This is a genomic window from Acidipropionibacterium jensenii DSM 20535, assembly GCF_000425285.1.
Taxonomy (GTDB): domain Bacteria; phylum Actinomycetota; class Actinomycetes; order Propionibacteriales; family Propionibacteriaceae; genus Acidipropionibacterium; species Acidipropionibacterium jensenii.
Genome location: NZ_AUDD01000007.1, coordinates 1 through 24,899 on the forward strand (window position 1 = coordinate 1; position 24,899 = coordinate 24,899).

Here is a 24,899-nt window from a genome sequence, read left to right on the forward strand (position 1 = left end):
AGCCAGGGACAGGGCCAGATCGCACAGGATCTTGCCCGGGTCATGGACGGTCAACGGTGTGGCCCACCGGGCCAGGGCCCTGCTCAGTTCCCGGTCCAACCCGGAGGCGCGGATCGTCTCGACCAGCAGCACCCCACCGGCCTGACCCGCTGCGGCCACGGGCGCGGCATCGACATGAACACGCGGATACGACCCGGTAGCCTTCACCTTGGGAGTGCTCCTCGACCTTGACGGATTCGGACTCTATACAAGCCCTATCCTGCCAAGTCAGGAGCACTTTCGCCTACCCGGCGACCACACCTCCGGCACTCACCGATGAAACGCCGAGGCTAGGCCGGTCGTCACGCTCGTCCACCCTCGGGAGAAAACGCCTCGCACGGACGTCCACAGGGACCCTGCGATCCGTCCCGCTGTCGCACGGGCAGAGCCCCAGAACCGGGACATGCGGGTGCCGAAGCGGGCCAGGCCCTGCACTACCGACGTCCAGCCGCGTGAGAAAGCCCCGCCGACCTTCGTCCACCCGGCGGACGCCCAGCCGCGCATCCGGCCTCCGAGCCCAGTGAAGAACCCGCCGATCCGCGACGTCACCGACCCGAACAGGCCCTGCATCCCGACGATGAATCCCTGGATCGACCAGGACCCGATCGACGCGAACACCGTCGACGGGGAATGAATACCAAGCTTGTTCTTCACCCATCCGACAACTGAGTCGAACCAGTGGTCAACCTTGTCGCGGATCTGGGTGATCTTCTCAGATCCGCCCTTCACGAACCCGTCGATTGCCATGTGACCGAGACCGGCGAATGCATCAGTGATCATCTTGCCGATGCCACCAACAATGCCGGTGAGATCACCGCCGATCTTCTTGAAATCTTTCCCGAAGTCTCCCCAACCCTGGCCTGACAGTCCCTTGAACAGGTCAACGAACAGTTTTATCCCGTCGACCACAAGACCTATTGTCTTGCCGATAATGTTCAGGGCGTCGCCGAGCAGACGGAACGTGTCCTTGAGTGACTGGAACGCCCTGTCCTTGGCGATCTTAGCGAGCTTATCCCAGAACGGTTCCGTCTTCTTCAGATTCGGGCCGATTACGTTCTTCCACACGTCACCGATCGACGAGAAAAGGTCCTTGATGGACTGCCACGCGTCCTTCATTCCCGGCCCGGCCTGGTCAAGCATGTCCTTCCAGCCCGACGAGATCGCGGCCTTCGCCTGCGACCCGAACTCCTTCATGGCGTCGCGGGCCTTCAAGGCGACTGTGACGATTCCCTGCCCGGCCTTTGGGAGCTTCGACCACTTGTCGAAGACCTGATCCCAGCCCTTCGTGTCGCCAGTCTTCAAAGACAGGGCCTGCTTGGCGACGTTGAAGGTGTCACCTGCGGTCCGTGCTGCGGCGCCGGCGCGAGCCCCCAGCCCTGCGGCGCCCTGGGTGGCGGCGTTGTCCCGATCCGGGGCCTTGAACGACTGCCGGAACTGGATCAGCGCCTGCGTGGCATCCTGCATCGACTTCGGGAGACGGTTGAACCGGTCCAGGACAGAGTCCCAGCCCTTCGTGTCGCCAGTCTCCAGCGTCGCCGATTTCCCGGCTATATCGAAGGCTTCCTTGACAAGAGAGACCTTCCCCCTGACATCGTCAAGGAGGGTCTTCAGCGGCGATATCTTCCACACAGCTGAGGTGAATTCGCCGATCTTCCCGACGACCCCGGGAAGCACATCACCGATCTTCGTGAAGAATTGGACAACGTCGCGCAGTGGCCCCTGAGAGGAGCCACCGATCTGGGCGAATGAGTTCGTCCACACCGCCTTGAACTTGGCGATGTCACCCTTCAAATTGTCGGTATTCGTCCGCGCGGTGGCCATAGCGGCCCCGGCCTTGCCGACGCCCTTCGTCCACCCGGAGACGCCCTTCGCGCCATCCTTGTAAAGAATCGATGCGGCACGGACCGCGTCAGCTCCGAAAATCGTAGCCAGCGCCGAATCACGCTGCTTCTGCGTCAGCTTCCCCAGCCCGGACTGCAACTGCCCGGCAATGGACGAAAGCCCGACGAACTTCCCCTGAGCGTTATAGGCGTTCAGGCCGATGGACTTCATCGCATTCGACGCCTGCTTCGTCGGATTCGACAGCCTTTGCAGCATCGACTTCAACGACGTGCCAGCATCAGACCCCATGAGGCCCTTGTTGGCGAACTCGGCGAGAGTCCCCACCGTCTCATCCAGGGACATGCCCATCTGGGAGGCGACCATGCCGCCCTGAGACAGCGCCTGCGACAGGTCGGAGACAGACCCCTGAGCCAGATTCGCGCCCTGCGACAGGACATCGGCGATGTGCCCGACATCCTGGCCCTTCAGCCCGAACTGCGCCATCGCAGACGAGGCTGTCTCGGCGGCCTCACCCACATCCATCTCGCCAGCGGCCGCCAGAGACAGAGCCCCAGACAGTCCGCCACCGACGACATCCTTGGCGGACACTCCGGCCTTGATCAGGGCCTCGACCGCTCCGGTCGCCTCAGTGCCGCTCATGCCGAATGTCTTGCCCATCGACAGGGCCTGAGTCTTCAACTGGCCCATCTGGGAGGCCGTGACACCGCCGGTCGCCTTGACCTTCGACAGGGCCGATTCCAGATCCATCCCGGCCTTCGCCGTGGCGGCCACGGCCGCACCGGCGGCCATGACCCCACCGGCCGCACCGGAGGCGACTGGCAGCACCATCCCCAGCGAAGACATGAGCGTGGAGCCCATGCCCTTCGCCTTCGTGCCTAGACCGGAGAAAGCCGTCGACAGCCTGCCGGTGGACTTCTCGGCCGCGGTGAAACCGCGCCCGAACCTGGCGCCAGCCTCCACCCCGGCCTTCTGCGCGTCAGGGGGAAGCTGACGGAACGGGTTCGGGATCTTCGCCCCGATCTTCGAGAAAGCCGTCCGAATCTTCCCAGCAGACCGCTCCGACTCAGTCGCAGCCTTCCCGGTGGCGACAGTCTGCTCAGCCAGGGCAACCTTCACCTTGTCGGCTGCCGTGGCCTGCTTCGCCTCAGCGGCAGTCACCGACAGGGACGCCTTGGCGGCTGCACCCTTCGCCGTCGCGAGACGGTCCTCGGCCGTGAGAACTTGCGAGGAATCCTTCGCATACTTCTCCCGCGTCTCGTTGAGCTTCGCCTCGGCGATCTGCACCTTCCGGGCAGCCGCCTCCTGCTTCTCAGACGCGGCCGTTGCAGCCTTCGCCGCAATGTCAAACGCACGCTTCGCCTGCTCCGCGTCAGCCTTCGCCCGCTCCGCACCCAAATTCAGGCCGCCGGACAGCGACTTCCCCATCGCCTTCCCGGCGACATCGACAGCCTTCTGCTGCGTTGACAGCCACTTCGCGACAGACGCGCCCGGATGATCCAGGCCGACAGACAACGACAAATACCCTTGCGCGAGCTCGGTCATTCAGTCTCACCTTCAATGTCGTCTTCACGGAGATGGAATCCGCCCAAACCGCCAGACCTGAAAGCGGCCACCAGGTCGTCTGTTTGCTGCACTGTCATCCGCTCGGACTTGATGATCTGGCGGGAATCCTCAACCCAAGGCCGTGGAATGGGTTCTGGCTGTTTCCCCTTGCCGCCGCCCAGTGACCACAGCAGCGCGTTCAGCTGATCGACACGGGTTGCCGCCAAACATTGATCGACAGTCCACGCCATACGCGGATCGAGCGCTCCAGCAATAGGGGAGCCGGCCGGGGCGCACCGCACCAGCACAAACACGTCACGCCACGGAAACAGTTTCCCGGCGTCACGCAGCCGAATCCCTGCACGGATACACTCAACCTCGACCTCGGCCCTGTGGTCGGCGATTACTCCCCAGAGCCAGACGATTCCCCCGGCTCCAACTCCTGCGCCTTCGAGAATGCGGTGAAGAACTCTTCGAGGAACGTCCTGAACTCGGACTGCCGCCAGTCGGAAACATCGAACCCGAACGTGGTCGGGAAATCGAGGAACGCCCCGAAGTCCACATCATTGTCCCCGGCTTCCTGGAACCGGCGGATCACATCCAGAGTGGCAAAGGTCGGATCCTCAATGTCCTCACGGGGCACATCGATAGTCCTCTTCCCAGTGTCAATCTTCACAACATCAGCATTCTTCGCGGGCATAGCCGTCGCCTTTCAAAAGTGTGAGCCGCCAAGGAATGAAGAAGACCTGCCGGGCGGCGCGGCGGCTAAACTTTCCGCCCGGCAGGAGAATGAGGGAGATCAGGCCGCGTCGGCGAGCAGCCAGTTGAAGAACTTGCCGTTCTTGTCCTTGAACAGCTCGATCGTGGTCTTGAACTGAACAATGCCAGTCTTCTTGAACGAGATGTCGTCCACGCCAGTCACCTGGCCATCCCCAATGTCGAGGACGAACGGCCCATTGCCGTCCTTCCCGAGGAACGCGAACTGTCGGTGCGCCAGAATCTCGCCGGTGTAGGAGATCGACTGAAGCTTCCCGGACAGGGCATCCACGACAACGTTCGCATCTCCGAACAGCAGCTTCGCAACGTTCCCGCCGACCTGGCCGAACGTCACCTCGATGGAGCACTCATTGGACTTCTGAATCACCGCGATGGTGTCCAGATTCCAGTCGAGGATCTTGTCAGTGGAACTGTCGAGCTTCACCGAGATGCCATCATCGGTGACATACCCCAGATCAAGATATGCGGGGTCGAGGGCGCCGGCGATCTTCGCGGGGCGAGTAGAGCCGATGGGCGCGAAGAACGAATAGCCTCCGGTCGTTGCACCACCACCAACACGAACCTCAGCGGTGCTCTTCCCAATAACAGGTGCAGCCATTTCATGGCCTTTCGAATAGGGTTAGCCGCCGCTATCCGGATATTAAATTGTTGATGTCAAATGTTTTGCATCAGGATTGTTGCCGACCCCGCGTATCGAGGGATGCGGTTCTCGTCGGGAAACCATCGAGGCCGGGTGCATGTCACGTCACAGATCCACTGCCCGTCCTGCTGGGTGCCGGACAGCTTGGAGAACACATCACGGACGTGGAGAGCCAGCTCGTCGGCGTCGGCAGCAGAGATAGTGGACGACGCCTCCCATGTGACCTGCACCTGATCGAGCACCCAGTCGCGAATCCCCGGGCCACCAGCATCCACAATGCGCAGGAACCGGCCTTCAGGGCGCGTATCTGGGATCTCCGTATCGACCGGGCATCCGACCATTCCGGGGAGGACATGGATCAGCAGGGTCGAGATGTCACAGCTCACTGGCCGACCTCGGAGACGGGCTCACGGGAGCAGAATCGGCAGGAATGTCAGGGGTGACATCCTCGACAGTCGTCTGACCGTCGCGGTGCACCTCCACAGTCACGCCGGTGCTGTCGATGCGGATGACGACAGAGTCAAAATCTGTCACTCCTCCACCTCGCCGTCATCCGTCGAATCCTCCACGCCAGAATCCTCCACGCCAGAATCCTGTCCGAAGGTTTCCTCGGGCCTAGAGACCTGCACCGCATGACCGGAAGAAATCATCCCGTTCCCTGCGGAACGGCCCACCTCGACCGTCTTCCCAGTCTCGATGACCTTGATCCAAATCGTGTCCATCATTCACCTCCTGCCAGCCTGCAAACAAGCCATGAAATCCGCCGGATACTTCATCACCAGGCGGATCGCGGCCGGGGTCGCAGGACGCACGGTGTACCGCGACCGGTGCTCCGACTTCTCATGCAACACTTTGAAATGCGGCCCCGATTCGTTCAGTGTGTGTGTTGCCGCCCAAGACTCGCACTTGTCGCGCACTGCGATGGCCATCTCCAACACCATGGCGTCAACCGCGCGCTGCCTGCGAATCTCATCCCATGCGGCACGGTTGAACCTCAGTTTCCCTTTGCGCGTGCTAGCCACGGACCTGCTCCACCGTGAAAACGAAACCGGGACTGTACCCGTACGGGCCTTGATTCCAGTCGGACACATCCTGTGTGACCTGCCAGTCCTCACCATCCATGACAAGAATGTCTCTATTGGAGGCGGACTTGTAGGCGTAGACGGTGCGCCTGGTCACGATACGGTTTGCCCCAGTCGTGGGGTACTCCGTCGACAATGTCGGCGACCATCCCATGATCGGAAAGTCCACCGGGTCAGCCCACACATCAGCGGCACCCGAATGTGCAGATCCTTTGCCTTTCGACCACCTGCGAATCTGCACAGATGTCATGGTGTTCTCCTCGGAGGGCGTGCAAAGAGCCGGCTGTAATCAGACGCCGGCGGGAAATCCCAGCGCGGCAAACCAGACACCTGCTGTGCGTCCCCGCACAGAGACCTCAGATCTGCGATGTCCTCATCCGTCAGCCCAGACGCAGAATCGCGGAAAGTCTCCGAGAAAGGCCCCGCCGAATGCTGCGTGACACGGCCGCCCTTCGACGACACCAGCCATACCGCAGCCATCCGGAGAATCGAGACGACAAGATCCCGGCCGCCAGCGTTCCCAGCCCACGTCGGGCTGAAAATGCACGGGGCGACACGGCGGGCCTTCGCCTCAACATCGGAAATTGCCTGGGCCACCATGTCGGGTGTCGCCTGCACCCATCCGGCCAGATCGTCGGCGTCCAGGAAAGTCCCCACCGTGCCACCCCCTCACTCAGCCGACCGTCTGCTCGCCGTCGGTATTCTTCGGACGCCCCGGCTTCCGCTTGACCTCAGAGACAAGGCCGACAGAGACCAGATGCTCTACGACCGCACTGTCCACGTCATCCGGCAGCTGCGTTCCACGGGGGAACATGCGATCCACATCTCCCACGCGCACCACAGCTGCCGGGCCGTTCACAATCCAGGTCACGACAGGCCGGTCCCGGTGATACGGACCCCGGCGGCCGAACGCAGCACGACAGGGACCGTCACGCGGCGTGCCCTCAACTCGTAGGCGTCACGGCCCTGGAGCCGCTCAGAAGCGAGCTGGACGTTGTTGACAACAGAGGTGAACTCCGGAGTCTCGATCGCCTCATCAGCCATCCCGCCGAGCTGCTCACGGTCCAGCAGGAGCGGGTCAGTGAATGGAACGTGCGGCGAGGTCATCCAGGTCAGCCCCATGACGGTCGGCCACACGCCGTCCAGCAGGGGATTGTCCTGCTCGCGGGGGAGGAACCCTGCCAGCAGCAGCTCGGCCATCGCAGTCTCATACTGAGCCTCGGTGAGCACCACGGTGTCTGGGGTCAGCCCCAGCTTCAGCCCGCGCATCTTAGCGGCGGCACCCTTGATCGAGGTGACAATTCCGCGCACATTGTCAGCCTCGCTAGGGTTGCCGGTCCACTTCTTCGACGACGCAAAAGTAGCCGTGACCTTCGACGAAATGGTTGACATGGCGATCTCGTCGGTCTGGCGCACGACACCATTCGACAGGAACGCGAATGCCTCATTGACGGGGTTGAGGAGAAGCCGGGAGATCTCCTCGTCGGTCACATGAGTGCCGAACCCCCGCTTAGTGGTGTGGGAGATCGCCAGCTGACCAGAATCCATCTGAGTCAGCGGGTACTGCGCGCCGGGAGCAACCTCCTCAGGCTCGTTCTCAGGGTAGATATCGAGGTCATGGGCGGGATAGACGATCGCCCCGCCGACAGCCTGATACCGGCCGGTCAGCAGATAGTCGGCGATGAAATGCTCATCGACCAGCGACTTGAATCGCTGCGCCAGAATGGTCGGATTCTTCAAAAGATAATGGATCTCAACAGCGGTGAGACTGGAATCGAGACCGGCAGGAGTGCCAGCATACTTGTACATTCAGGTCCTCCTCAGCGGGCCATCTGAATTTCGACCTGGGCGCCTGATTTGACTGACTCCAGGGCAATACCAATCGGATTGTTGCTTCCCTTCGCGGAAACCTTCCCAGCAACTGCGGAGAAAACCTTCACGCCAGCTGTGATATCGCCTTCAGCGACGGGACGCTGCACGCCACCCAGGGACACCGAAACAGCCTGGCCGGTCTTCGCGTCAGACAGTGCAACTCCCAGGACTGCGGCAGAATCAGCAGCAGCCGGGGCCACGGTCTTCGACCCGGACACATCGACCAACTGGCCGCCGACCACATCAGCCGATGCGCTGCGGGTGAGAACGGAATGGGTGTCGATCTTCGGAAGATAGTTGGACATCAGTGAGTCTCCTTCGCGTGTGGATCTCCCCACGCTTTCGCGTAGATTCTGTCGGCCTCGTCTCCGGACTCGTCGACACCGCCGACGTAGCCGATCGGGCTCAGCGGGATGGTGCCTTCATCGAGCCCGTCGAGGACCTGCACGGCGCCCTCCTCATCGACCTCCATCTGCGCCAGCCAGTGGTCGCGACGGGCCGGGGGAATCTTCCCCTTCGAGATGGCCTCGTCGACGATCTGCTCACGCCGTGCGGCATCCAGGTCGGCGAGAGCCTTCGCACCCCGCTCGGCGGACGCCTTCAGCTCATCCAGCTTCACCTGGTCGATCAGCGCGACCCCCTCGGGCACCTCGCGCCGCTTGCTCAGCTTTTCGAGGGTGTCGAGGATTCCTGCCTCGTCGGCATCGGAAAGCCCGAGCCGTGCCCTCACATCTTCAATGAAAGCCATGTCGGCCTCCCTTTCAGAATTGTTGGTTTCCGGCACGGCCGGACTGTCAGCCACCGCAACCTGGGCGCGAGGCTCAGGAAACACAGGAGCGGGTGCGCCACGACGCCCCGCATAATTGAAGAACCGCAAGTCGAAATCCTGCGGGGAATCATCGGCGGGCTTCCGCGACTCATCGACGGAATCAGCCAGCCCGGCGGCCACCGCCTCATCTGCCGTGTACCACGTCTCCGCGCGCATCACATCACGCCACCGGGCAGCATCACCGCCGGCCTTCTCGGCATACACGCCGGCGACCTGATCCGAAAGCTTCGACAGAATGTCTGCCGTCTTCTCCATATCGGCCGCATTACCCCAACAGCCACCCGAAGCATCATGAATCATCAGCTGAGAATTACGGCCCATCGTCAGGGTGTCACCACCCATCGCGATGTACGATGCGGCAGAAGCAGCCAGCCCGTCGACGGTCACATCCACCTGCGCAGACTGCCGGCGAAGCGCATTCATCATCGCGATCCCGGCGAAAGCATCCCCGCCCGGAGAATTCACGTGCACAGTCAACTGGTCCACGTCGAGCCCGTCGACCGTCTTCACGAACTCGGAAGAATCGACGCCGTCGCCCCACATGTCCTGGCCGATCGCACCATAAACGTGCACCTCGGCAGACCGGCTGTCGTCGGACATCTTGCACGTGTACGACCCGGCAGGCTTCCGCACCACACCACGTCCACGAACCGCCGACCCATCGGCTGCTGCGGGCATCTTCGGCGCCACATCGACGAACGCCTTAGCCACCTCATCCACTGAATCCAGCGAACCAGACACCGGTCCCGCAATCGGCTCACCATCGGCCGTGTGAATGGTCATGTTCTTGATCTCAATTCTCGGTGGCATTGCCATCGTCGCCCCCCTCAGGCTTGTCACTGCCGCCATCCAGACCCTCCTGCACCCCCAGCGACCGGGCAGTCGCCGGATCAGCTGGAGGCAGGCCATAACGTTCCCTCACATATATCTCCAGAACGTCATCGGGCCGAATCACGCCAGTCTGGACAAGAGACTGCATCGCCTCAGCCGTCGCCGGCTGCTGCGACCCGATCTCCTCAAACACCAGCCTCGGCGCCGGAACATCGGTGCCGAAATTGATATCGACCAGATCCTCAATCACATGCCGGTTAGTCACATCGGCCACCCACTCGGCGACCGTCTGCAACGACATCGTGAAGAAATCCGCGAACGTGGAACCCAACGCCCACGAACCGGTCTGAGTCCCCAGATTCAGGAAGTGCGCCAGAACGCTCCGTGCAATCTGTTCGTCATAGTATGAGATCGGCTTGTTCGCGTCGGGGAGCGTGCCATTCGGTGCGAGCAGTGAAAGCTTCGCCCCATTCGGGATTGACGCACCGGCATTCTCACCACCCCGAAGATTCGAAACGAGATCCTCACCAGCCTTCGCCTGCTGGTCGAGCCACTCATCCTCTCTGGCCGAACCGGCCATCCCCTCAGGTGTCGGCGGGCACTCGTAAACCGGTATCCCCAAACCGTTCCGCTCCAACGTCGTGGACTGGATTTGCAACGCACGCTGTTTCAGAATCCACGGGCCGTAGGCCGGGCGGAGGATCGACTGCCCAAGCCAGTTCCCGCCCTCGCGGTCGTTGATATAAGCGACCAGGTTCGCAACCGGAATCGGCTCCGACTCATACTGGCCGATTGAAACCAGGCCGCCATCGGCGTCAACATTCACCTCAGATATTGTCCGTGGTGGCCGCCATCCGAGCTTGTGCAGTGTGAACAGGCCGTCATCGGTCTGACGGTAAACCTGCTCAAAGAACGCGTGCCCGAAAGGAAGAGCAGTCAACGCCATCCGCAAATGATCAGGCCATGAGAATCGATCACCCATCCTCAACGGCGGCGTCCGATCGCCCTTCACGGGAAGACCCACAGCATCGGCCACAAAACGGGCCACGACAGGGTCGCATCCCGTCCCGTCAATAGACCAGGCGGTGCGGCGGATCGGCAGCGTCACAGCTCGCAGAATCGACGCGATCTGGGCGTCCTCACGACGCATCCGGTCGAAAACGCCGACCGACTTCGGCCAGCACAAATCCGGATTGTCCTCATCGTCGGGCGCAAACCACCATAGACCGGTATCTGTCCACCACTTCGGCAGCTGATAGCCAATCTCGGATGTCGACGGCATTCAGCGCCTCCTCAAAAATGCATGCCCATCACGGAAATGCGGGAACTAGAGACCGGGTCACGGCCCGATATTGTGCGCGCGAACGGCACTTTCGGCGGCACTGCGACAGGCTGCTGGGCGAGCCACACGGCCTCAACCCACGCCATCAACGGCGCCGCATCGCCCGGAGACTTCTTCCGATCCACCACACCCTGATCGCCGCGATAGGCGATCGACGCGGTCGCAGCAGCAACATCCAGCTGCGCCTGCGGGGTGTGCATGACCTTCCCGTCACGAACCATGTCGTGCACGATCCCGAAGCACCTCATGGTGTCCAGGTCGACGTGCGGGATTGTGAAATCTGGATCATCAGAAAGCTGCGACACCAGATCTGAGATCTGCGCGCCACGGGCCTGACCGGTCCACGCCGAAACCTCCGACGCATGCTCGACCAGCCACGGCTTCACCCAGCCGACACCCTGCTCCGCATGCCACACCTCACCCTGAATCACGCCATCAGGGCGGCGTCCGGCACGACACAGCCACGTGTGCGACCGGTCCAAAGACATGTCAACCGACACCACCCACGGCGCCGAAATCCGATCCGCCTGGGCAACCGTCACAGCCCCGCCGGCATCCTCGACAAGCTGCACCACGCCGCGATCCCACGCCCCAGACGGGAACGGGCCATGCAGCCCGCCATCAGGCCACTGGCACAGACACTCAGTGCGGAAAGTCCACTCCGTGTCGGCGCGCTGCCCCTCAGTCTTCGCATCTCCGGCGATCGTCGCCTCCGAGATGCAATAGCCCATCGACGGGTTCGCCTGCGCCCAGCCGTCACGGTCCATCACGTCACAGCCAGGGGCGGCCGACCATTCGAAAATCCCCAGAGTGTCAGGGTCCTCGTCGAAATCCTCAGGCGCTAGATCGTCGCCATCCTCGTCGGCGAGGTCTGGCATCTCTGAGATCTCGTCAATCGTCGGAGTCTGCCGGGCCTCTTCGGCCGCGTTGATGCCGTCGGGATCACCCAGAGCCTCATGCGCCATCGCACGGAGCGTCTTCAGCACTACCGACGACATGTCACCGGCATTGCTGAACGTGGCGATCAGCGCGGCAGGGCGGGCATTCGTCGTCTTCGTGATCGCAGCCCACGCATCCCAGCTCTGATGCTCACGAAGCTCGTCAAGGAGGATCAAATCTCCGGAAAGTCCGCGACCCGCCTTGCGGTTTGCCGCCTTGACCTTGTACCGTTCGCCGGACTTCAGCCGGATTGTCTTCTGGCCGTTGACACGAATCGGCTTATCGGCGAGCTTCGCCAGATCTGGCGTGTCATCGATGATGTCCTGGACGCCGTCCCACACCTCCGAGGCGGTGTCCAAATCCTGCGCCGTACCCAGCACCAGATCGACGCCAAGCACGAACAGAAAGAACAGCGCCAACACCTGCGAGACAACACTCTTGCCGTTTTGCCGGGCAACCTCGACAACAACCTTGCGGAACCTGAACAGCGCGTCCAACGGGTCACGACGATCCAACGTCGACACCGTCAAATCGCCGGCCAGCTCCAACATGTGCACCAGCAGCCACCGCTGCCACGGGAACAAGTCGACCCCACACACATCCCGGGCGAACTCCACCGCAGCGAACCCGAGAGACGTCTCCTCAGTCAGTTCGCGAAGCGGCGGCGTGAAAATCCTCGGCTCAGTCCGCCCATGACGGACCTTCCGCCGAGAATGGCTACCAGCCTTCAGCTTTGAAGCGCTGGTGACCATCTCACACCACCTTCAGCCCCTTGAACTTGTCCAACTTCGACGCAGGCTTCCTCGGCTCCGCCGGCTTCTTCGCATCCGTTTTCTTCTCCACCGTCAACCCCAACGCCTCACAAAACTTCAAAAACGTCGGGAACACCGTGTTGTCGAACTTCCCGCCCTCCGACACCAACACCTGCTGATCGTCAATCAACAACGCCAACGACCGAGCAGCCGCAACAGTAGCCGAATTCCTCTTCAACAAACCAGGAGACCCCCGCAAAGAATCCTCCAAAGCCTCCGAAACACTCTTCATCGGGAACTTGTCAGACATCACCACTCCATGCATAAATATTAGGTCCAGCAGACCGCGCGCGCGACCCCCCTCACCAAAAACCAGGGGAGGGCGGCCGGTGCCGGCCGTGGAAGTGTCCCTTTGTTTCGCGCTGGCTTTTCTGGGTGGGGGTGGGTGCATAAGTATGCGTCGCCTCGCATAGTCATGCATGCGGGGTGAATATGCGAGTCGCCATTCAGTATGTGATTATCGGCGCGATTGGTTTTGGTTTATTGATTTCGAGAATGGTATTCCATCCTGGAAATTCGGGCGCATTGTCGTTGTGGTCGAATGCGAGGAAGTATCCGGTGATGCCTTGGAGGCTTTGCTTCTCGTCGCCTCGGTGCCGTTGGATGACGCGCTGTCGGCATACGGCTTCGGGTGTGGTGACGAGGAAGGTGTGTGTCGCGCGTGCGGTGCGTCGTGCCCTGACGCGGGCTGTGGTGGTGGCGCCGGAGCGGATGATGACGGCTCGGGCGTGCGGGTTGGCGGCGATGCCACGCATGGCTTTGGTGAACTGCGCCCGTGATGTCCATTGCGGGTCGTCCCAGTCGAGGATGTCGAGCTGGTCCTGCTGACGTGCGATGGTGGTCTTCCCTGCTCCTGGTGGGCCGCAGAGGATGACGACGAGGCGTGACCGTTCGTCTGGTGGCTGCCATCGGTCGCCTGCGCGCTTGTTGCATCGCAGGTGTGATGGCGCCCAGTTGGCTCGGTCCCAGGTGAGCTCGGGGAACTTGGATCTGGGTTTGATGTGCTGGACGGAGCATGACCAGTCGCCGCCGCGCAGTGAGTAGTCCAGGGGCTCTCCGCATATGCAGCAGGGCAGGTGTTCGCGTCGGCCTTTGGCGCGGATCCAGCGGAGTGCATCTTGGGCGGCGCGTCCGGACCATGGCCTGACCTGCACCGTGACCTCCTTGCGATCTTAGAGGTCGTCTGTGATCTCGTCGGCTGGGTCGAATCGGTGTGGATTCCCAGCCTCGTCGTAGTAGATCCGCGATTGCAGTTGGAGGTGCTCGGGAACCGACGCCCAGGTCCGCGCTTCGATCCCGATCAGACTCACCGCGACCTCGGAGTAGGGGCCGTTGTCGGTGATCTGGACGGGTCGGTCAGCAAGCGGATGACGTAGGCGCGTACCGTCAATGTAGACGCCGGCCATCTTGCTATTGCTCTGCCCGACGATCTCGATGAGTTCCGGGATCTTCATGGTCGCCTCCGTGGTGTGCATCCCGCGCGGGACGTGATTGCCGCTATCGATGTCGCTGACCGTGGTCGCGGCGTTGCGGATCTGCGCTGTCCGTGCGGGAAGTGTGTGCCGGATTGTGGTCACCATTCCGGCGGATGGTCGCGGATGCCCTGTCCGCACAGTGTGGGGGCGGAAAGGAACACCCTGGACGCTGGCCACGTGTGGGTTCCCGGATTGTGGACCGAAGCCGGGATCTTCGCAGGCCCATTCCCTCGGCACTTCTGCGAGGTGGGTTCCCGTCACCATTTGAGCTTCCGGTGGAGAGGCTTGGTGAGCGCGCTGATGGTGAGAGGATCGAACTCCCCGAGCGCGGTTTTGGAGACCGTGCACCACACCAGTGGCCCACCAATCGCACCGCCCCGGCCCCGCAAAGCTGCAGGACTCCGGGACGGTACTTCCTGCCCACCATCGGCGGGAGGCATGAGAAAAGGCCGCCAGATCCGGGGATCAGCGGCCAGCTATTTGGAGACACTTCTGCCTCACGACGTAGGTTATCACATTTCAGCTGTCATGCAATCAGTGATCTCCTCGTCCTTTCGGGCCAGCGATTCGAGGATGCCGGGGAACGTGAGGGCGATGATGTCCCAGGGCCGCCACAGCTGGGTTGGGCGTCCTCGGGCTGATTTGATCTGGGTGACCGGTGTGATCTTGTGGGTGTCACGCCAGAGCCGGAGTTTCCTCTCGGTGATGCCGGGGATCGCCTCGCATGCCTCCTGTGTGGTGAGGGGTGCCGCGTGCATCCAATCGGCAGTCATGCGCGCCGGGCCCGGGTACTCGTGCCGGAAGGGCTGCCATCGGGTCGCTGTGCAGACGAGCATGTCACCGTCCTCGACAAGGGTGGAGTCGCATTCTGGGCAGGGGATTCGGTGGGGTGGCCGGAGTCCGATGGCGTGCGCGGCGCTGGAGTAGAGGTCGTTGATTTGCTGTTGCGCGGCTTTGAATTGCACCTCAGGCATGGTGTTGACGACGGTGAGCCATGCTGGTGCGAGCCATGCGCATTCGGCCTCCCATGATGATTCGGTGGGCTGCGGATGCTGCTGCTGGCCGTCTGGTCCGAGTGCATCCCAGACGAGGCGGGAGACGTCCTGCAAGCGTGCGAGTCCTCCCCAGTGCGAGTCCTCCCGTCCGTCGAGGAGGAATGTCACGGTCTCATCACAGGGCGCTTTGGACCCGAAGACGGGCGGGTGGTGGATCGCCGGACCGTCGGACGGGTTGCGTGTCCCGTCGAGGGCGTGGAGCTCATCGACGATCGCCGGGAGCTGTCTGATTCGGTCGGTGTTTCTCCAGTCTGGGATCCATTCGAGCTGGTCTGTCACGGGTGCCTCCTGGTGGTGATGGCCATGTCTGCGATTCGTGCGTCGATGGGTGGCGCGGATTGTGGGCAGGGTGGCCGTGATGATGTGGGCAGTGTGAAGCGGATGTGACGTCGGGATTGCAGGGTGATGCCGGTCTTCGCGATCTGGGCTCCGATGTCGGCGAGGCTGGTGAGGATTTCCTTGACTGACAGCAAGGTCGCTTCGGACATCCGCTCCAGCATGAGGCCGGTCTGGTCACTCATCATGTTCCTTTGGGTCGATGATGTCGAGGAGCAGTTTCGCTGTGGTCGATGCCATGGTCAGTTTCCTTTGACCATGGCGATGATGAGCTCCATGGCTTGGTCTTCTGTGAAGCCGGCGTTGACGGCAGCCTCCCACATTTCGCGGAGTTGCCTCATCCCCATGATGATGTCGTCCAGGTTTCCGATGTTGGGGGTTTCGTTGCTCATTGCTGCTCCTTGTGCATGTGGTGGGGTGTGATGTGGGTGGCGTCGATCAGTTCGGGGCCGGTCTCGGAGATCAGTGCGAGAGGCCACGGTCCATAACCGTGCCCGTAACAGGGTGGTGGGTCGTCTCGATACCTCCATCGCAGCGCTTCTGCGAGCCTCCTGAGCTGAACCTGGATTGATGGGTTCACGCGGTGGCTGCTCATGAGCATGGCCCCTTGCCCCAATCAATCTGGTGGGCTCGCTGGCGTTTCAGATCCCCGGGCGGATAGGTTCCGACGAGACTGTCAGCAGCCAGTTGATCATTGAGCTGGTCGAGGATTTGACGGGCGGTATCGACAACGTCATCACTTGACTGTTCTGGAACCGGCAAGCTCCAGATGTGCCCCCACAGTTCCGACGTCTCAACATGGCTTCGGCGGCCGATCCCGAGGAAGCCCTTCGAATCGCAGACTGAGGTCTGTACCGTGCTGTGCCGTTCGAGTGCGACCCATAAGCCAAGCGACCTCCGGATGGCGCCGGAGAAATCGCGAATGTACTCGACACGCCACCGCCATCCGTCTGGTACTGCTGGCATCCCGGTGCTCGGGTCGATCTTGTGGTTGCTCATCGGGTTCTCCTGGTGCGGATGTAGGCGGCGAGGGTCCAGGTGAGGTATGCGGTGGATACGGCGAGGGGGATCCATCGGAGGACGGTGGCGTCGGTGATGGTGGGTCCGCAGATGCAGTCGGGTCCGTCGGTGTGGTCGATGTCATCGGCGACTGGAAAGACCTCCAGCGTGGTCACTTTTGCTCCTCGGGGATCTCGGGGGCAGCTGGCGGGTTGGTGGTTTTGATCTGCTGCTCACACTGTGCGGCGAGTTTCTTCCAGTCGGCCGAGTCGCCTTTAGATTTGCGGAGGATGGCGAGCCGTTCGAGTTCGGCGGTTTCGCATTCGCGTCGGACAGCCCATTGGGCGATGGGCATCGCGATCAGGTACAAGGCGATAGCGAGGAGGATCGCGGGCGTGTTGTGGGCGATCTGCCAGATGAGTGCGATGTACAGGGCGATGCACACGGCGTTGATGACAGCGACGACAGTGCGCCAATTGGTGAATGGCATGGGTCGGTCCTTTCGGTGGGGTTGTGATGCGGCGACGACTCTGTGGGCGTCGGCCATGGCCTCGCGGTAGTAGGCGGCTTGCACTTCAGGGTCGGTTGATGCGGCGCGCCTGATTCGGTCCTCGCGATCAGAGGTCATGCTTCGCCCTGCCCGTCGAAGAAGTCCCGGATGAAGTCGGGGTCGTCGTAGGTGTCGAGGATTTTGCGGATCTCGTCTTGGGCGGTGCGGATCCCGTTGACGAATCCGTGAAGGTAGATGGGGGGGAATTCGCCGTTCGCCGGGTCGTTCTTGCGGTCTATTTCGGAGAGGTCGTTGTGGAGGTTGGCGAGGATGCATTGGACCTCGACCTGCTCGGCCTTGCGGAGTCCTTCGTTGGTGAGGATGTGCATGGTCAGTCCTCCTCGGGGTAAGTGACGACGGGGCAGTCGTAGTGGTAGTGGCGGCCTTGCTCGCGTGCGTTGTTGACGGCTTGCTCTCGGTCGGGCCAGTCGGAGATGACCGATCCGTCCGGCCACTTCTGGACCCTGTAGACGATCCACCGGTCTGTGGTGGGGATGGGGAAGACGACGATGCGTGTGATCTTCATGGTGGTGTCCTTTCGGGAAAGCGGTTTATGAGGCGTTTTCAGGACGCGATGGGGTCATGCTGTGCGGCGTCTAGTCGGGCCGTGGCCACATGCCGGTCGCCCTTCACTCCGACGATGAGGTTCTGGTGCACGCGGGTGAGTGTGCGATTCGCCTTGAAGGGTCGCTCGCACATCATTTGCTTGGATCCGAGGGGGTCGAGGATCACGGCGTCGGTGACGATCCGGCAGCCTGCAGCGGTGAGAGCGTCCGAGGTGAGGGCTGGCAGTCCTCGGTAGGCGCCGTCGCGGTCCTTGATGTCTGAGACGACGACGGCCACGAAGCGGTCCTGCCGGAGGCGCTCCACCGTGGTCGAGAGGATCGTGCGGTAGGCGGTCTGGAAGTCCTCCCACCCCATGGTGGACAGGTCGGCGGGGTCGTCGGAGTAGCGCTCCAGGTCGCCGTAGGGCGGGCATGTCATGATCAGGTCGGCCTCCACCGCGTCGTCGAGGAGAGCATCGATGTCGGCGGAGTCGCCGCAGATCCACTGGGGTGGCATGTCGGGTGAGCCGAGGTCGGCCTGCCTGCGGTTGGCCTTCACTTGGTCTGCTGACAGGTCGACGCCGGTGTAGCGGCGTCCCATGCACGAGGAGACGACGCCGCGCACTGATCCGCCGGCGAAGGGGTCGAGGATCTGATCCCCTTCACGGGACCACCAGGCGATGATCAGCTCTGCGAGGGCTGGGTCGAAGATCGAGGTTCCGGCGTCGGATGAGCGGGATTTGACGCGCATGGTCGCCGAGTAGTCGTGGACGAGCTCGGGGCTGCGGCCGGTCTCGGAGTGGAGGCCGATGGCGTCCCACTGGCGTCTGCGGTCCTGCCAGCGTCCTTGTCTGCGGTCGAGGACGGAGAAGGGCGGCTCGAGGAATCGTCCTGCGAGGCCGGGGGTTGGCGGTGCGCTGTAGGTGAAGAGCTGATCGGGTGTGGGCATGGGGTGTCCTTTCGGGAAAGCGGTTGCTAAGGCTCTGGGAGGTGGTGGGGTGGGAAGATGTGCCGGGTCGGGCTGTGAGGCCGTCTCGTGGCAACCTCGCAGGGATGGTGGGCACAGGAAGAGCCGCGACGGTGTGGTCACGGCTCGGATGTCATGCATCTACTCGAAAATTGTTCGAGTAGTTGGCAGTAGATGTTTCAGCTGGGGATGTCCTTCCCGGGGAGCTGCCCTCTGGATCGTGCGCGGAGCTCGCGGATGAAGTCTGCGGACACCTGGTGGCGGCTGTCCTCGATCTGGGGGAGGCCGGATCGGTGCCCGTCGGCGATGGCGCGATTGGTGGCGCGCCTCCACGCGAGGTAGTCGTCCACGTCGGCGGGGGCACCGGTGAGAGTCGCCACGTCGAAGTCGTCGAGGCGGCGGGCCCTTATCCGGCGCACCTCAGCGAGGATGTGTCCTGGCTGGATCCACAGCTGCTCGCCGGGGTCGAGGGGCTTGGCGCCGATGACGGCGACTGCGTCGAGGGAGTCCTGGAAGTTGGCGTCGGCGAGGGCTTCGGCCCATGCCTGTCGTGAGTCGTCGTTGAGTTTCATCGCCGGGCAGTAGGCGATGACTTTTCGGAGGACGGCTACTGCGTGTTCTCGGTCCATTGGTGTCTCCTGTCTGCCTCGTCGGCGGCGCGGGCCTCGGCCATCCAGCGGTCCCAGTCGGGGCCGCCGGATCTGCTGGCGGGTGTTGAGTTGAGTTCTTGGTTGACGAATGAGGGCAGCGCTGTGGGGTGGGCGCCCTTCCGCTGCCATGCGGCGAGTCCTGGTCGGATCTGGTCGGCGGTGAGTCCGTCTTCGAGGAGCATCCGGAGTTGCTTCGAGGTCTGGCCGACGACGTTGCCGGGCGGGCGGACCTTGCAGTGCTCGATCCACTCGGCGACGAGGGTTCCGGCGTTGTCCGCCGGTGGCTCGATGACCTCGCCGGTGAGGGTCTCCTGGACCGGTGCGGGCGCCCCGTCGCCCCGTACCGTAGGTACGGAATGGGGTTCGGGTTCGGGGCTACACATTTGCTTGACGTTTGCTACACGTTTGCTAGACGGTTTGCTAGACGATTTGGCTCTATTGGCGGCTTTGCTCCGCCCTCCCTTGGCCCCACTGCGGGCGCGCTTTTCAGAAATCTCCGCCCGCACTTTGGCAGCATCGCGTGCTGAGGGCTGATAGGCGCCCCAGTCGTGGAACCTGAAACCGGTGCCGGTGACCTCCCACAGCCCGGCCTCCACGAGCCTGTCGGCGTCTCTCCTCCGGGCCCCGAAGGCGAGGACCATCCGCTCGGGCAGCTCACCGTCTGTGAGGTAGTCGGCGCACCACGACATGGCCGTGACCCACAGGCCGCGAGCCGACATGGGAAGGGCTGCGAACTTAGGGTGGGCGTGGAGCTTGTCGTCAACCTTCGCCCACATCCGATCTCACCTCCTTCTCGTCTTCCTTGTTGAGCCAGTCCTCGCAGGTGGGGCAGAGTTCCATGGCTTCGTTCAGCGGGTCGTCGGTCACCCCGGTGACGATGAACACTCCGCAGCAGGAGCACAGGGTGCATCCGCGTGGCATCGGCGGGTACAACTCCGGCTTGCAGAAGTAGCAGCGATGCACGTCGCCGACCGACTTGTCATCACTCCACGTGCGGATACTCGGGACGGCGATGTTCGTCATCTCCATTCCTCCTTCTGGTATCTCTGTCGCCATGTGCGCCTGGACCATTGGTTCCAGATGCGTTTCATCTGACGGACCGTATTCGGCTTGAATGGGACGATCCGACGGGCTTTGAAAACGTCTTCCTCGAAGCCGTTCATACTGCGTTCCAGCTTCCCTTTCACGATTCCTCCTTGAGTCGTTCGATCTCGAAGTCGAGGTACTGCCGTGCCTTTTCCAGGTCCTCGATTGGGTGGCCTTTCAGTCGGGCGCGCCACGCGTATTTGACGACGTTTCCGAGGCAGAAGTCCATCGTCCTGGTGATGTCTATGCACTCGATGGGCCGGCCACATCCCGGGCACGGCGGACCGGCCGTGTAGTGCGATGGGTGATGGACTGGGTCGGATGGGAAGAAAGCATTCAGCGCGTCCTTGAGCGGGTCTGTCATCACTCGCTCGACTCATCGAAAAGTGTCGGCAATGCCATCTCAGCCTCCACGTCATCGATGACGTGGCAGGCGGCCTGCCAGTATGACGGCTTCAGCTCGCACGAGACAGCACGACGGCCATGCCTGACGGCGACGTACGGCTCGGAGCCGATTCCGCCGAATGGTGACAGGACCAGCTCCCCGGGATTGGAGTAGAGGAGCACGCAGCGGCGGATGAATTCGAGCTGCAATGGTGCGATGTGACGTTCGTCGGCGGACTCGCGGCCCATCCTGGCATTCAACGTCTCGGACTCGCGGATGGTGGTCCACACCGGGCCGAATCGTCCCTCGTCGTCGCCGTGGTCGAACCAGATCGGGCCGGCCCATTCGATCCAATCGTCATTGGTGACCTCACCCTCGGCTGCCAGATGCGGGATGGGGATGTCGTTGTGGCCTGGCTTCCGGAAGAGCAGCAGATAGTCTGCGAGCGCCGGCCTGCATGATGCCGAGTCTCGGTTCTTTGTCTGGAATGCCAGCGAGAACGCTTTCGTCCGGATCGACTGGGCCTGCGGGTCCTTCCAAATGGTTGCCTCGCCGTGGAAGATCCACCCCTCCTGCTGGAACAGTCGGATCACATCACCACGGAAGTCTGACATTCCGACGAACCCGTGAGTGGCTTTCGTGGTCGTCAACTGCTGCACATGAATGCACGCGATCCGTCCCGGCTTCGTGACGCGCAGCTGGTGGTCGACGATGAACCGGTAGTGGTCGAGGAATTGCCCGCGTGTCGCCGAGTTGCCGAGGTCCCGCACCGACGGAGAATAGGTGTACAGGCTGTCGAACGGCGGGGAGCAGACTGACAGATCAACGGAGTTGTCGTCCAATTCTGCGAGGCGCTCGCACGAGTCGCCGAGCATCAGGTGGGCATGCTTGGTGATGTGGTCGTCGGTCACGTATTTGGCGGTGTTTCCTGCGGTCATGCTGCGATCCTTTCGATGTTGCTGGCCCGCATTTCGGCGACCAGCGCGGAGGTGATTGATGATGCCTGCCGTTCTTTCCGGCGGACATTTGCGACGATCTGCTGCTCGATTGACGACACAATAATGTGGGCGTTCACGACGCGTTTCTGGCCGAACCGGTAGCAGCGTCGGATCGCCTGGTAGTACTGCTCGTAGGAGTCCGACATCCCGACGAAGATCATTCGTGCGCAGTGCTGATAGTTCAGTCCTTGGGATGCGATGGACGGTTTGGTGACCATTGTCTTGATCTTTCCGTCTGCGAAGTCGAGGAGCCGGGCTGCTTTTTCGTCGGGGTCCATTGAGCCTTTGACATTTACGGCTCCGGGGATCAGCCGGCACAGCCGGTCCGCCTCGTCGTTCAGCCCGGCCCAGATCAGCCACGGCTCGTCCGGCTCGGCGGCGACGATGCGGGCGGCCTCTGAACATCTCGCGTCCAGGGTCTGTTTGCGGACGCGGGATCGGCCTTGCACGCCGCCGAGGTCGACGGCGAAGAGCGCGCCATCCTCGACCACCTCGGCGTCGACGGTGTGGCCGAGGATGTTCAGGCCGGGGAGGATGAAACCGTCGTCGTTGCCGCCCATGTCTGACGGTCGTGTGATCGCCACAGCCCATGTGGCCATCCATCGGATCATCGGCCGGCGGGCGTGGCCTTTGAGGCGCCATCCGTCCTGATCGTGGACAAAATATGCCGCGAGCATCATGGTGCGGGTCATCTGGCCGAGGAATTCGGCCTGGTTGGTGAGCTCCTCCGGGTCGTTGGGTGCCGGGGTGGCGGTGCATGCGAGCCGGTTCGGCACGTCGTGGAAGGTGGAGATCATTGCGTCGCGAGTGGAGCCGGTAGAGTTCTTGAGGATGGATGCCTCGTCGAGCACCACTGAGTCGAGTGTCGCCGCGTCGAACCGGGCGATCATCTCGTAGGAGGTAACCCACACTCCATCACCAGATATTTCGGACTGGTCGCGGATGTAGTGGGCGTGAACGCCGATCTTCGCGGCCTCTCGGACTGTCTGGCGGCACACGGCCAGCGGTGCGACGATCAGTCCGACGCCGCCGATCTGTCGTGACCATTCGACCTGCATGAGGGTCTTTCCGAGGCCTGTGTCGGCCCAGATTGCGGCGCGACGTACGTGGATGGCCCAGGCGACGATTCGCCGTTGCCAGTCGAACAGCATCGGATGGAGGTCATCAGGGTCTATTGTGCGACCGTCCTGCTCTGCGATGATGGCTTTACTGGCCAGAAATTCCGCATAGGTCTCGGTCATGTCTTTCCTTTCGGACATGAAAAAAGCACCCTGGGCGGGTGCTTGGTGGGTTGCGGGGGTGCTGGTCAGAATGGGACGAGCTGGGTGCTGATGATGATGTCGAGGGCGTGCCAGCCTTTGACCAGGTCGTCGTCTTTGCGGGATGGGAGGTAGCAGATCTGGCCGACGTGCGTGGAGTCATCATCAGCCCAGATTCCGGCGTCGGTCATCCCGTCGATAGCAGCTTTCAATGTCGGAGCACAGCCGTCTGAGTCGAGGCCTCGTCCGGCACGGAATCGTGCACGGCAGGCGACGAGGACCGGCCCGTCAATCGGGGTGAGCTGCTGGCGGGCGAGCACGGCAGATCGGCGTCTGACAGCGGCGACACGTCTCGCCTTCTCCCGCCAGTGCAGCCGGTCATTCGACGTGACCCACTCATTCGCGGGGACCTCGATCCTGATCCTCTGATCTGTCATGCTGTGGCCTTCTCTGTGATTGATGGCAGCATGTCGGCTAGTGCGGCTTTCGCCTGCTGCGGGACGACGCCGTTTCCTGCGAGCTCGATTGACTCAGTGCGGGTGATTCCGGGCACGTCGCAGATCCAGCCGGCAGGTAGGCCTTGCATCCATTCGGTGAAGCGGGCCGACAGTCGGGGGGTGCCGTTGCGCCCAGGTTCGATGGGGTCCGGTGCTGGGATTCCGAACGCCTTCTCCTGGCGAGCGACGGTGTCGGCGTAACGTCCCCACTGACTGGTGATCATCGAGCAGTTCTCTGTTGTCGATGCGCCTCGCGATGCACGTGGCGTGTGGAGGATCGCGGTTTGCAGGTCTGCCCCGCCGTCCCCGTGGGCGCCCGGTCCCGTGGACGATGGGTCCCTCACAGTGGGCATCAGGTCGAGGATCTGAGCGTCGAGGTAGCCGCGTGCGAGTCGGTGTTCATGAGAGGCCGACAGGGGGGGCCATCCCCGTGCGTCAGCGATGCGGTCGGGGTGCCAAGCAAGGACGAAGACGCGCTCGCGACGATGGCAGGCGCCGACATCGGACGCTCGAATGCTGCGCCATTCCGCATCGAACCCGAGGCCGGCCAGGTCTCCGAGAACACGGCCAAGTGCTCGGAGAACAGGCTTGCCGTCTGCGTCTCCCACAGGTCCCGGCTCGGATTCCAGGTCGCCAGCCGATGCGGCGCGGGCTGAGCGTGCGCCTGGGACGTTCTCCCAGACGACGATGGACGGCTTGATGACATGGATTGCTTCTCTCATTGATTCCCACAGATTGGATCTGGTGCCCTCGGTCATTCCGGCGCGACGTCCGGCGAGGGACACGTCCTGGCAGGGGGTGCCGCCGCAGATGATGTCGACGGTGGGCACGGTGTGCCACGACACGGCGGTGATGTCGCCGAGATTCGGGATGTCAGGCCAGCGATGAGCGGCGAGCTTGCAGGCTCCGGTGCTGATGTCAGAGGTCCACGCGACCTGCGCGTTCAGAACAGCGCAGACTGCCTGATCGAGACCGCCATAGCCGGTGCAGATCGAGCCGACGGTGAGCATGCGTTCCTCCCCTCGATGTTGTTCTGGATCACAGTTGCGATGGCGTTGGAGAACTGGATCTGGCTGGTGGTGTTGTGCACGTCGAGTTGTGCGAGTGCGACCGCGGCCTCATGCCATCCGCCGAAGATTCTGCGGAGATCGAACGCGGTCTCGATGACGAAGCGGGACGGCTGCTGTCTCATGCGGCTCGTCTCCCTTCGGCCCATCGGCGCTCGCGTCCGAAGGTGGCGGCCATGGCGGCGCGTCGGTGTCGTCGTGCGGCCTGCTCGATGGTGGAGGCGCTGCGTCCGATTCGGAGGGCGATCTGTGCGGGGGGTTCGCCGGCGTCGAGGAGCCACTGCACCTCGTCGAGGTCGATGGTGTCGGTGCAGATCGAGCCGATCCTCATGCTGTCTCCAGTGCGTCGATGGCGAGCTGCTGGTTGAGGGTGCGTCCGGCCGTCTGTGCGCGTGTTGATGCGCGGCGGCATTCCATGCACCGCCAGCATCGGCGATCCCCGTGGTTGGTCTTTTGGAGGCGGACGGTGCTGCGGGTCCACGG

33 protein-coding genes, 1 tRNA gene and 1 pseudogene are annotated in these 24,899 nt (G+C 62.6%); all 35 read right to left on the minus strand.

The genetic code is table 11. The annotated features are described in order from the left end of the window. Positions 1-207 (minus strand): annotated as a pseudogene (locus H590_RS19105) (IS1380 family transposase); the annotation flags it as partial. A gap of 102 nt (positions 208-309) precedes the next feature. Beyond that, positions 310-3,423: a phage tail tape measure protein gene (locus H590_RS17220; RefSeq protein ID WP_028702813.1), complete on the minus strand. Its 3,114-nt coding sequence runs from the start codon at positions 3,421-3,423 to the stop codon at positions 310-312. Beyond that, positions 3,420-3,674 (minus strand): hypothetical protein, encoded by a 255-nt coding sequence (locus H590_RS18285; protein ID WP_126412777.1) that lies wholly within the window; start codon positions 3,672-3,674, stop codon positions 3,420-3,422. The genes H590_RS17220 and H590_RS18285 overlap by 4 nt, the downstream gene beginning before the upstream one ends. 152 nt (positions 3,675-3,826) lie before the next feature. After that, a complete protein-coding gene (locus H590_RS0105760; RefSeq protein ID WP_126412778.1) occupies positions 3,827-4,123 on the minus strand; it encodes a hypothetical protein in 297 nt (98 codons plus the stop codon). A gap of 99 nt (positions 4,124-4,222) precedes the next feature. Further along, on the minus strand, positions 4,223-4,798 hold the full coding sequence (locus tag H590_RS0105765; protein WP_126412779.1) for a phage tail tube protein: 576 nt from the start codon (positions 4,796-4,798) through the stop codon (positions 4,223-4,225). Positions 4,799-4,854: 56 nt separating this feature from the next. After that, positions 4,855-5,226: a hypothetical protein gene (locus H590_RS0105770; RefSeq protein ID WP_028702816.1), complete on the minus strand. Its 372-nt coding sequence runs from the start codon at positions 5,224-5,226 to the stop codon at positions 4,855-4,857. Positions 5,227-5,370: 144 nt separating this feature from the next. Beyond that, entirely contained in the window at positions 5,371-5,565 is a 195-nt protein-coding gene (locus H590_RS0105780; RefSeq protein WP_028702817.1) for a hypothetical protein, read from the minus strand. Next, positions 5,566-5,862, minus strand: coding sequence for a hypothetical protein (locus tag H590_RS0105785; protein ID WP_028702818.1), 297 nt, complete (start codon positions 5,860-5,862; stop codon positions 5,566-5,568). 927 nt (positions 5,863-6,789) lie between these two features. After that, positions 6,790-7,731 carry a phage major capsid protein gene (locus H590_RS18890; RefSeq protein WP_028702821.1) on the minus strand — a complete coding sequence of 314 codons (942 nt, stop codon included), beginning with the start codon at positions 7,729-7,731 and terminating at the stop codon, positions 6,790-6,792. 11 nt (positions 7,732-7,742) lie between these two features. After that, entirely contained in the window at positions 7,743-8,099 is a 357-nt protein-coding gene (locus H590_RS17855; RefSeq protein ID WP_084149301.1) for a DUF2190 family protein, read from the minus strand. Continuing rightward, positions 8,099-9,472 (minus strand): head maturation protease, ClpP-related, encoded by a 1,374-nt coding sequence (locus H590_RS15140; RefSeq protein WP_161626002.1) that lies wholly within the window; start codon positions 9,470-9,472, stop codon positions 8,099-8,101. Before H590_RS15140 ends, H590_RS17855 begins: the two co-directional genes overlap by 1 nt. Further along, entirely contained in the window at positions 9,417-10,736 is a 1,320-nt protein-coding gene (locus H590_RS15145) for a phage portal protein family protein (protein WP_071161710.1), read from the minus strand. The genes H590_RS15140 and H590_RS15145 overlap by 56 nt, the downstream gene beginning before the upstream one ends. An 11-nt stretch (positions 10,737-10,747) precedes the next feature. Then, positions 10,748-12,487, minus strand: coding sequence for a terminase large subunit domain-containing protein (locus tag H590_RS15150; RefSeq protein ID WP_051238223.1), 1,740 nt, complete (start codon positions 12,485-12,487; stop codon positions 10,748-10,750). A gap of 1 nt (position 12,488) precedes the next feature. Then, entirely contained in the window at positions 12,489-12,797 is a 309-nt protein-coding gene (locus tag H590_RS0105820; protein ID WP_028702822.1) for a hypothetical protein, read from the minus strand. A gap of 196 nt (positions 12,798-12,993) precedes the next feature. After that, positions 12,994-13,701: an HNH endonuclease gene (locus H590_RS17860; RefSeq protein ID WP_036981286.1), complete on the minus strand. Its 708-nt coding sequence runs from the start codon at positions 13,699-13,701 to the stop codon at positions 12,994-12,996. Positions 13,702-13,719: 18 nt separating this feature from the next. After that, positions 13,720-14,127, minus strand: a complete 408-nt coding sequence (locus tag H590_RS0105830; protein ID WP_028702823.1) for a hypothetical protein — start codon at positions 14,125-14,127, stop codon at positions 13,720-13,722. Between the two features lie 192 nt (positions 14,128-14,319). Beyond that, positions 14,320-14,392: transfer RNA gene (locus H590_RS18290), tRNA-Trp, on the minus strand. 142 nt (positions 14,393-14,534) lie between these two features. Continuing rightward, entirely contained in the window at positions 14,535-15,356 is an 822-nt protein-coding gene (locus H590_RS0105835; RefSeq protein WP_028702824.1) for a hypothetical protein, read from the minus strand. Continuing rightward, entirely contained in the window at positions 15,353-15,598 is a 246-nt protein-coding gene (locus tag H590_RS0105840) for a hypothetical protein (RefSeq protein WP_028702825.1), read from the minus strand. The genes H590_RS0105835 and H590_RS0105840 overlap by 4 nt, the downstream gene beginning before the upstream one ends. Before the next feature lie 57 nt (positions 15,599-15,655). Next, complete coding sequence (locus H590_RS18295) at positions 15,656-15,805, minus strand: hypothetical protein (protein ID WP_154655311.1); 150 nt, start codon at positions 15,803-15,805, stop codon at positions 15,656-15,658. Between the two features lie 199 nt (positions 15,806-16,004). Beyond that, positions 16,005-16,412: a hypothetical protein gene (locus tag H590_RS18300; RefSeq protein WP_126412781.1), complete on the minus strand. Its 408-nt coding sequence runs from the start codon at positions 16,410-16,412 to the stop codon at positions 16,005-16,007. Beyond that, positions 16,409-16,588 (minus strand): hypothetical protein, encoded by a 180-nt coding sequence (locus tag H590_RS15160; RefSeq protein WP_036981288.1) that lies wholly within the window; start codon positions 16,586-16,588, stop codon positions 16,409-16,411. The genes H590_RS18300 and H590_RS15160 overlap by 4 nt, the downstream gene beginning before the upstream one ends. Continuing rightward, on the minus strand, positions 16,585-16,902 hold the full coding sequence (locus tag H590_RS0105860; protein WP_028702826.1) for a hypothetical protein: 318 nt from the start codon (positions 16,900-16,902) through the stop codon (positions 16,585-16,587). Before H590_RS0105860 ends, H590_RS15160 begins: the two co-directional genes overlap by 4 nt. A 134-nt stretch (positions 16,903-17,036) precedes the next feature. Beyond that, positions 17,037-17,291 (minus strand): hypothetical protein, encoded by a 255-nt coding sequence (locus H590_RS0105865; protein ID WP_028702827.1) that lies wholly within the window; start codon positions 17,289-17,291, stop codon positions 17,037-17,039. 2 nt (positions 17,292-17,293) lie between these two features. After that, entirely contained in the window at positions 17,294-17,488 is a 195-nt protein-coding gene (locus tag H590_RS0105870) for a hypothetical protein (RefSeq protein ID WP_028702828.1), read from the minus strand. Between the two features lie 38 nt (positions 17,489-17,526). Further along, positions 17,527-18,456, minus strand: a complete 930-nt coding sequence (locus H590_RS0105875; protein WP_028702829.1) for a DNA methyltransferase — start codon at positions 18,454-18,456, stop codon at positions 17,527-17,529. A 197-nt stretch (positions 18,457-18,653) separates the two neighbouring features. Continuing rightward, entirely contained in the window at positions 18,654-19,103 is a 450-nt protein-coding gene (locus tag H590_RS0105880; RefSeq protein WP_028702830.1) for a hypothetical protein, read from the minus strand. Beyond that, on the minus strand, positions 19,082-19,900 hold the full coding sequence (locus tag H590_RS17230; RefSeq protein WP_028702831.1) for a hypothetical protein: 819 nt from the start codon (positions 19,898-19,900) through the stop codon (positions 19,082-19,084). The genes H590_RS0105880 and H590_RS17230 overlap by 22 nt, the downstream gene beginning before the upstream one ends. Beyond that, the gene (locus tag H590_RS0105890; RefSeq protein WP_126412782.1) at positions 19,884-20,147 is read right to left on the minus strand and encodes a hypothetical protein; all 264 of its coding nucleotides are present in this window, start codon (positions 20,145-20,147) and stop codon (positions 19,884-19,886) included. Before H590_RS0105890 ends, H590_RS17230 begins: the two co-directional genes overlap by 17 nt. A gap of 160 nt (positions 20,148-20,307) precedes the next feature. Beyond that, positions 20,308-20,574, minus strand: a complete 267-nt coding sequence (locus tag H590_RS0105895) for a DUF3310 domain-containing protein (protein WP_051238252.1) — start codon at positions 20,572-20,574, stop codon at positions 20,308-20,310. Then, positions 20,574-21,533 carry a DNA-methyltransferase gene (locus tag H590_RS0105900; RefSeq protein ID WP_028702834.1) on the minus strand — a complete coding sequence of 320 codons (960 nt, stop codon included), beginning with the start codon at positions 21,531-21,533 and terminating at the stop codon, positions 20,574-20,576. Before H590_RS0105900 ends, H590_RS0105895 begins: the two co-directional genes overlap by 1 nt. Next, a complete protein-coding gene (locus H590_RS0105905; RefSeq protein WP_028702835.1) occupies positions 21,530-22,834 on the minus strand; it encodes a helicase-related protein in 1,305 nt (434 codons plus the stop codon). Before H590_RS0105905 ends, H590_RS0105900 begins: the two co-directional genes overlap by 4 nt. Positions 22,835-22,899: 65 nt before the next feature. Next, positions 22,900-23,172, minus strand: coding sequence for a RusA family crossover junction endodeoxyribonuclease (locus tag H590_RS18635; RefSeq protein WP_161626003.1), 273 nt, complete (start codon positions 23,170-23,172; stop codon positions 22,900-22,902). Positions 23,173-23,285: 113 nt separating this feature from the next. Continuing rightward, positions 23,286-24,359 (minus strand): DNA cytosine methyltransferase, encoded by a 1,074-nt coding sequence (locus tag H590_RS17865; protein WP_028702836.1) that lies wholly within the window; start codon positions 24,357-24,359, stop codon positions 23,286-23,288. Positions 24,360-24,537: 178 nt separating this feature from the next. Further along, entirely contained in the window at positions 24,538-24,747 is a 210-nt protein-coding gene (locus tag H590_RS17245) for a hypothetical protein (protein ID WP_051238226.1), read from the minus strand. Positions 24,748-24,899 lie beyond the last annotated feature (152 nt).

Bases quoted from the DNA above. Each gene is read 5' to 3' on its own strand.
- H590_RS0105820 (WP_028702822.1), bottom strand. From the start codon at position 12,797: ATGTCTGACAAGTTCCCGATGAAGAGTGTTTCGGAGGCTTTGGAGGAT.
- H590_RS0105830 (WP_028702823.1), bottom strand. From the start codon at position 14,127: ATGGTGACCACAATCCGGCACACACTTCCCGCACGGACAGCGCAGATC.
- H590_RS0105865 (WP_028702827.1), bottom strand. From the start codon at position 17,291: ATGCACATCCTCACCAACGAAGGACTCCGCAAGGCCGAGCAGGTCGAG.
- H590_RS15150 (WP_051238223.1), bottom strand. From the start codon at position 12,487: ATGGTCACCAGCGCTTCAAAGCTGAAGGCTGGTAGCCATTCTCGGCGG.
- H590_RS0105890 (WP_126412782.1), bottom strand. From the start codon at position 20,147: ATGACGAACATCGCCGTCCCGAGTATCCGCACGTGGAGTGATGACAAG.
- H590_RS0105895 (WP_051238252.1), bottom strand. From the start codon at position 20,574: ATGACAGACCCGCTCAAGGACGCGCTGAATGCTTTCTTCCCATCCGAC.
- H590_RS17865 (WP_028702836.1), bottom strand. From the start codon at position 24,359: ATGCTCACCGTCGGCTCGATCTGCACCGGCTATGGCGGTCTCGATCAG.
- H590_RS0105880 (WP_028702830.1), bottom strand. From the start codon at position 19,103: ATGGACCGAGAACACGCAGTAGCCGTCCTCCGAAAAGTCATCGCCTAC.
- H590_RS0105900 (WP_028702834.1), bottom strand. From the start codon at position 21,533: ATGACCGCAGGAAACACCGCCAAATACGTGACCGACGACCACATCACC.
- H590_RS18890 (WP_028702821.1), bottom strand. From the start codon at position 7,731: ATGTACAAGTATGCTGGCACTCCTGCCGGTCTCGATTCCAGTCTCACC.
- H590_RS0105860 (WP_028702826.1), bottom strand. From the start codon at position 16,902: ATGCCATTCACCAATTGGCGCACTGTCGTCGCTGTCATCAACGCCGTG.
- H590_RS0105760 (WP_126412778.1), bottom strand. From the start codon at position 4,123: ATGCCCGCGAAGAATGCTGATGTTGTGAAGATTGACACTGGGAAGAGG.
- H590_RS0105905 (WP_028702835.1), bottom strand. From the start codon at position 22,834: ATGACCGAGACCTATGCGGAATTTCTGGCCAGTAAAGCCATCATCGCA.
- H590_RS15145 (WP_071161710.1), bottom strand. From the start codon at position 10,736: ATGCCGTCGACATCCGAGATTGGCTATCAGCTGCCGAAGTGGTGGACA.
- H590_RS0105780 (WP_028702817.1), bottom strand. From the start codon at position 5,565: ATGATGGACACGATTTGGATCAAGGTCATCGAGACTGGGAAGACGGTC.
- H590_RS17245 (WP_051238226.1), bottom strand. From the start codon at position 24,747: ATGAGGATCGGCTCGATCTGCACCGACACCATCGACCTCGACGAGGTG.
- H590_RS0105870 (WP_028702828.1), bottom strand. From the start codon at position 17,488: ATGAAGATCACACGCATCGTCGTCTTCCCCATCCCCACCACAGACCGG.
- H590_RS0105840 (WP_028702825.1), bottom strand. From the start codon at position 15,598: ATGAGTGACCAGACCGGCCTCATGCTGGAGCGGATGTCCGAAGCGACC.
- H590_RS18300 (WP_126412781.1), bottom strand. From the start codon at position 16,412: ATGAGCAACCACAAGATCGACCCGAGCACCGGGATGCCAGCAGTACCA.
- H590_RS15140 (WP_161626002.1), bottom strand. From the start codon at position 9,472: ATGGCGGCAGTGACAAGCCTGAGGGGGGCGACGATGGCAATGCCACCG.
- H590_RS17855 (WP_084149301.1), bottom strand. From the start codon at position 8,099: ATGTCCAACTATCTTCCGAAGATCGACACCCATTCCGTTCTCACCCGC.
- H590_RS0105875 (WP_028702829.1), bottom strand. From the start codon at position 18,456: ATGCCCACACCCGATCAGCTCTTCACCTACAGCGCACCGCCAACCCCC.
- H590_RS0105765 (WP_126412779.1), bottom strand. From the start codon at position 4,798: ATGGCTGCACCTGTTATTGGGAAGAGCACCGCTGAGGTTCGTGTTGGT.
- H590_RS17220 (WP_028702813.1), bottom strand. From the start codon at position 3,423: ATGACCGAGCTCGCGCAAGGGTATTTGTCGTTGTCTGTCGGCCTGGAT.
- H590_RS18285 (WP_126412777.1), bottom strand. From the start codon at position 3,674: ATGGCGTGGACTGTCGATCAATGTTTGGCGGCAACCCGTGTCGATCAG.
- H590_RS18295 (WP_154655311.1), bottom strand. From the start codon at position 15,805: ATGAGCAACGAAACCCCCAACATCGGAAACCTGGACGACATCATCATG.
- H590_RS17230 (WP_028702831.1), bottom strand. From the start codon at position 19,900: ATGTGGGCGAAGGTTGACGACAAGCTCCACGCCCACCCTAAGTTCGCA.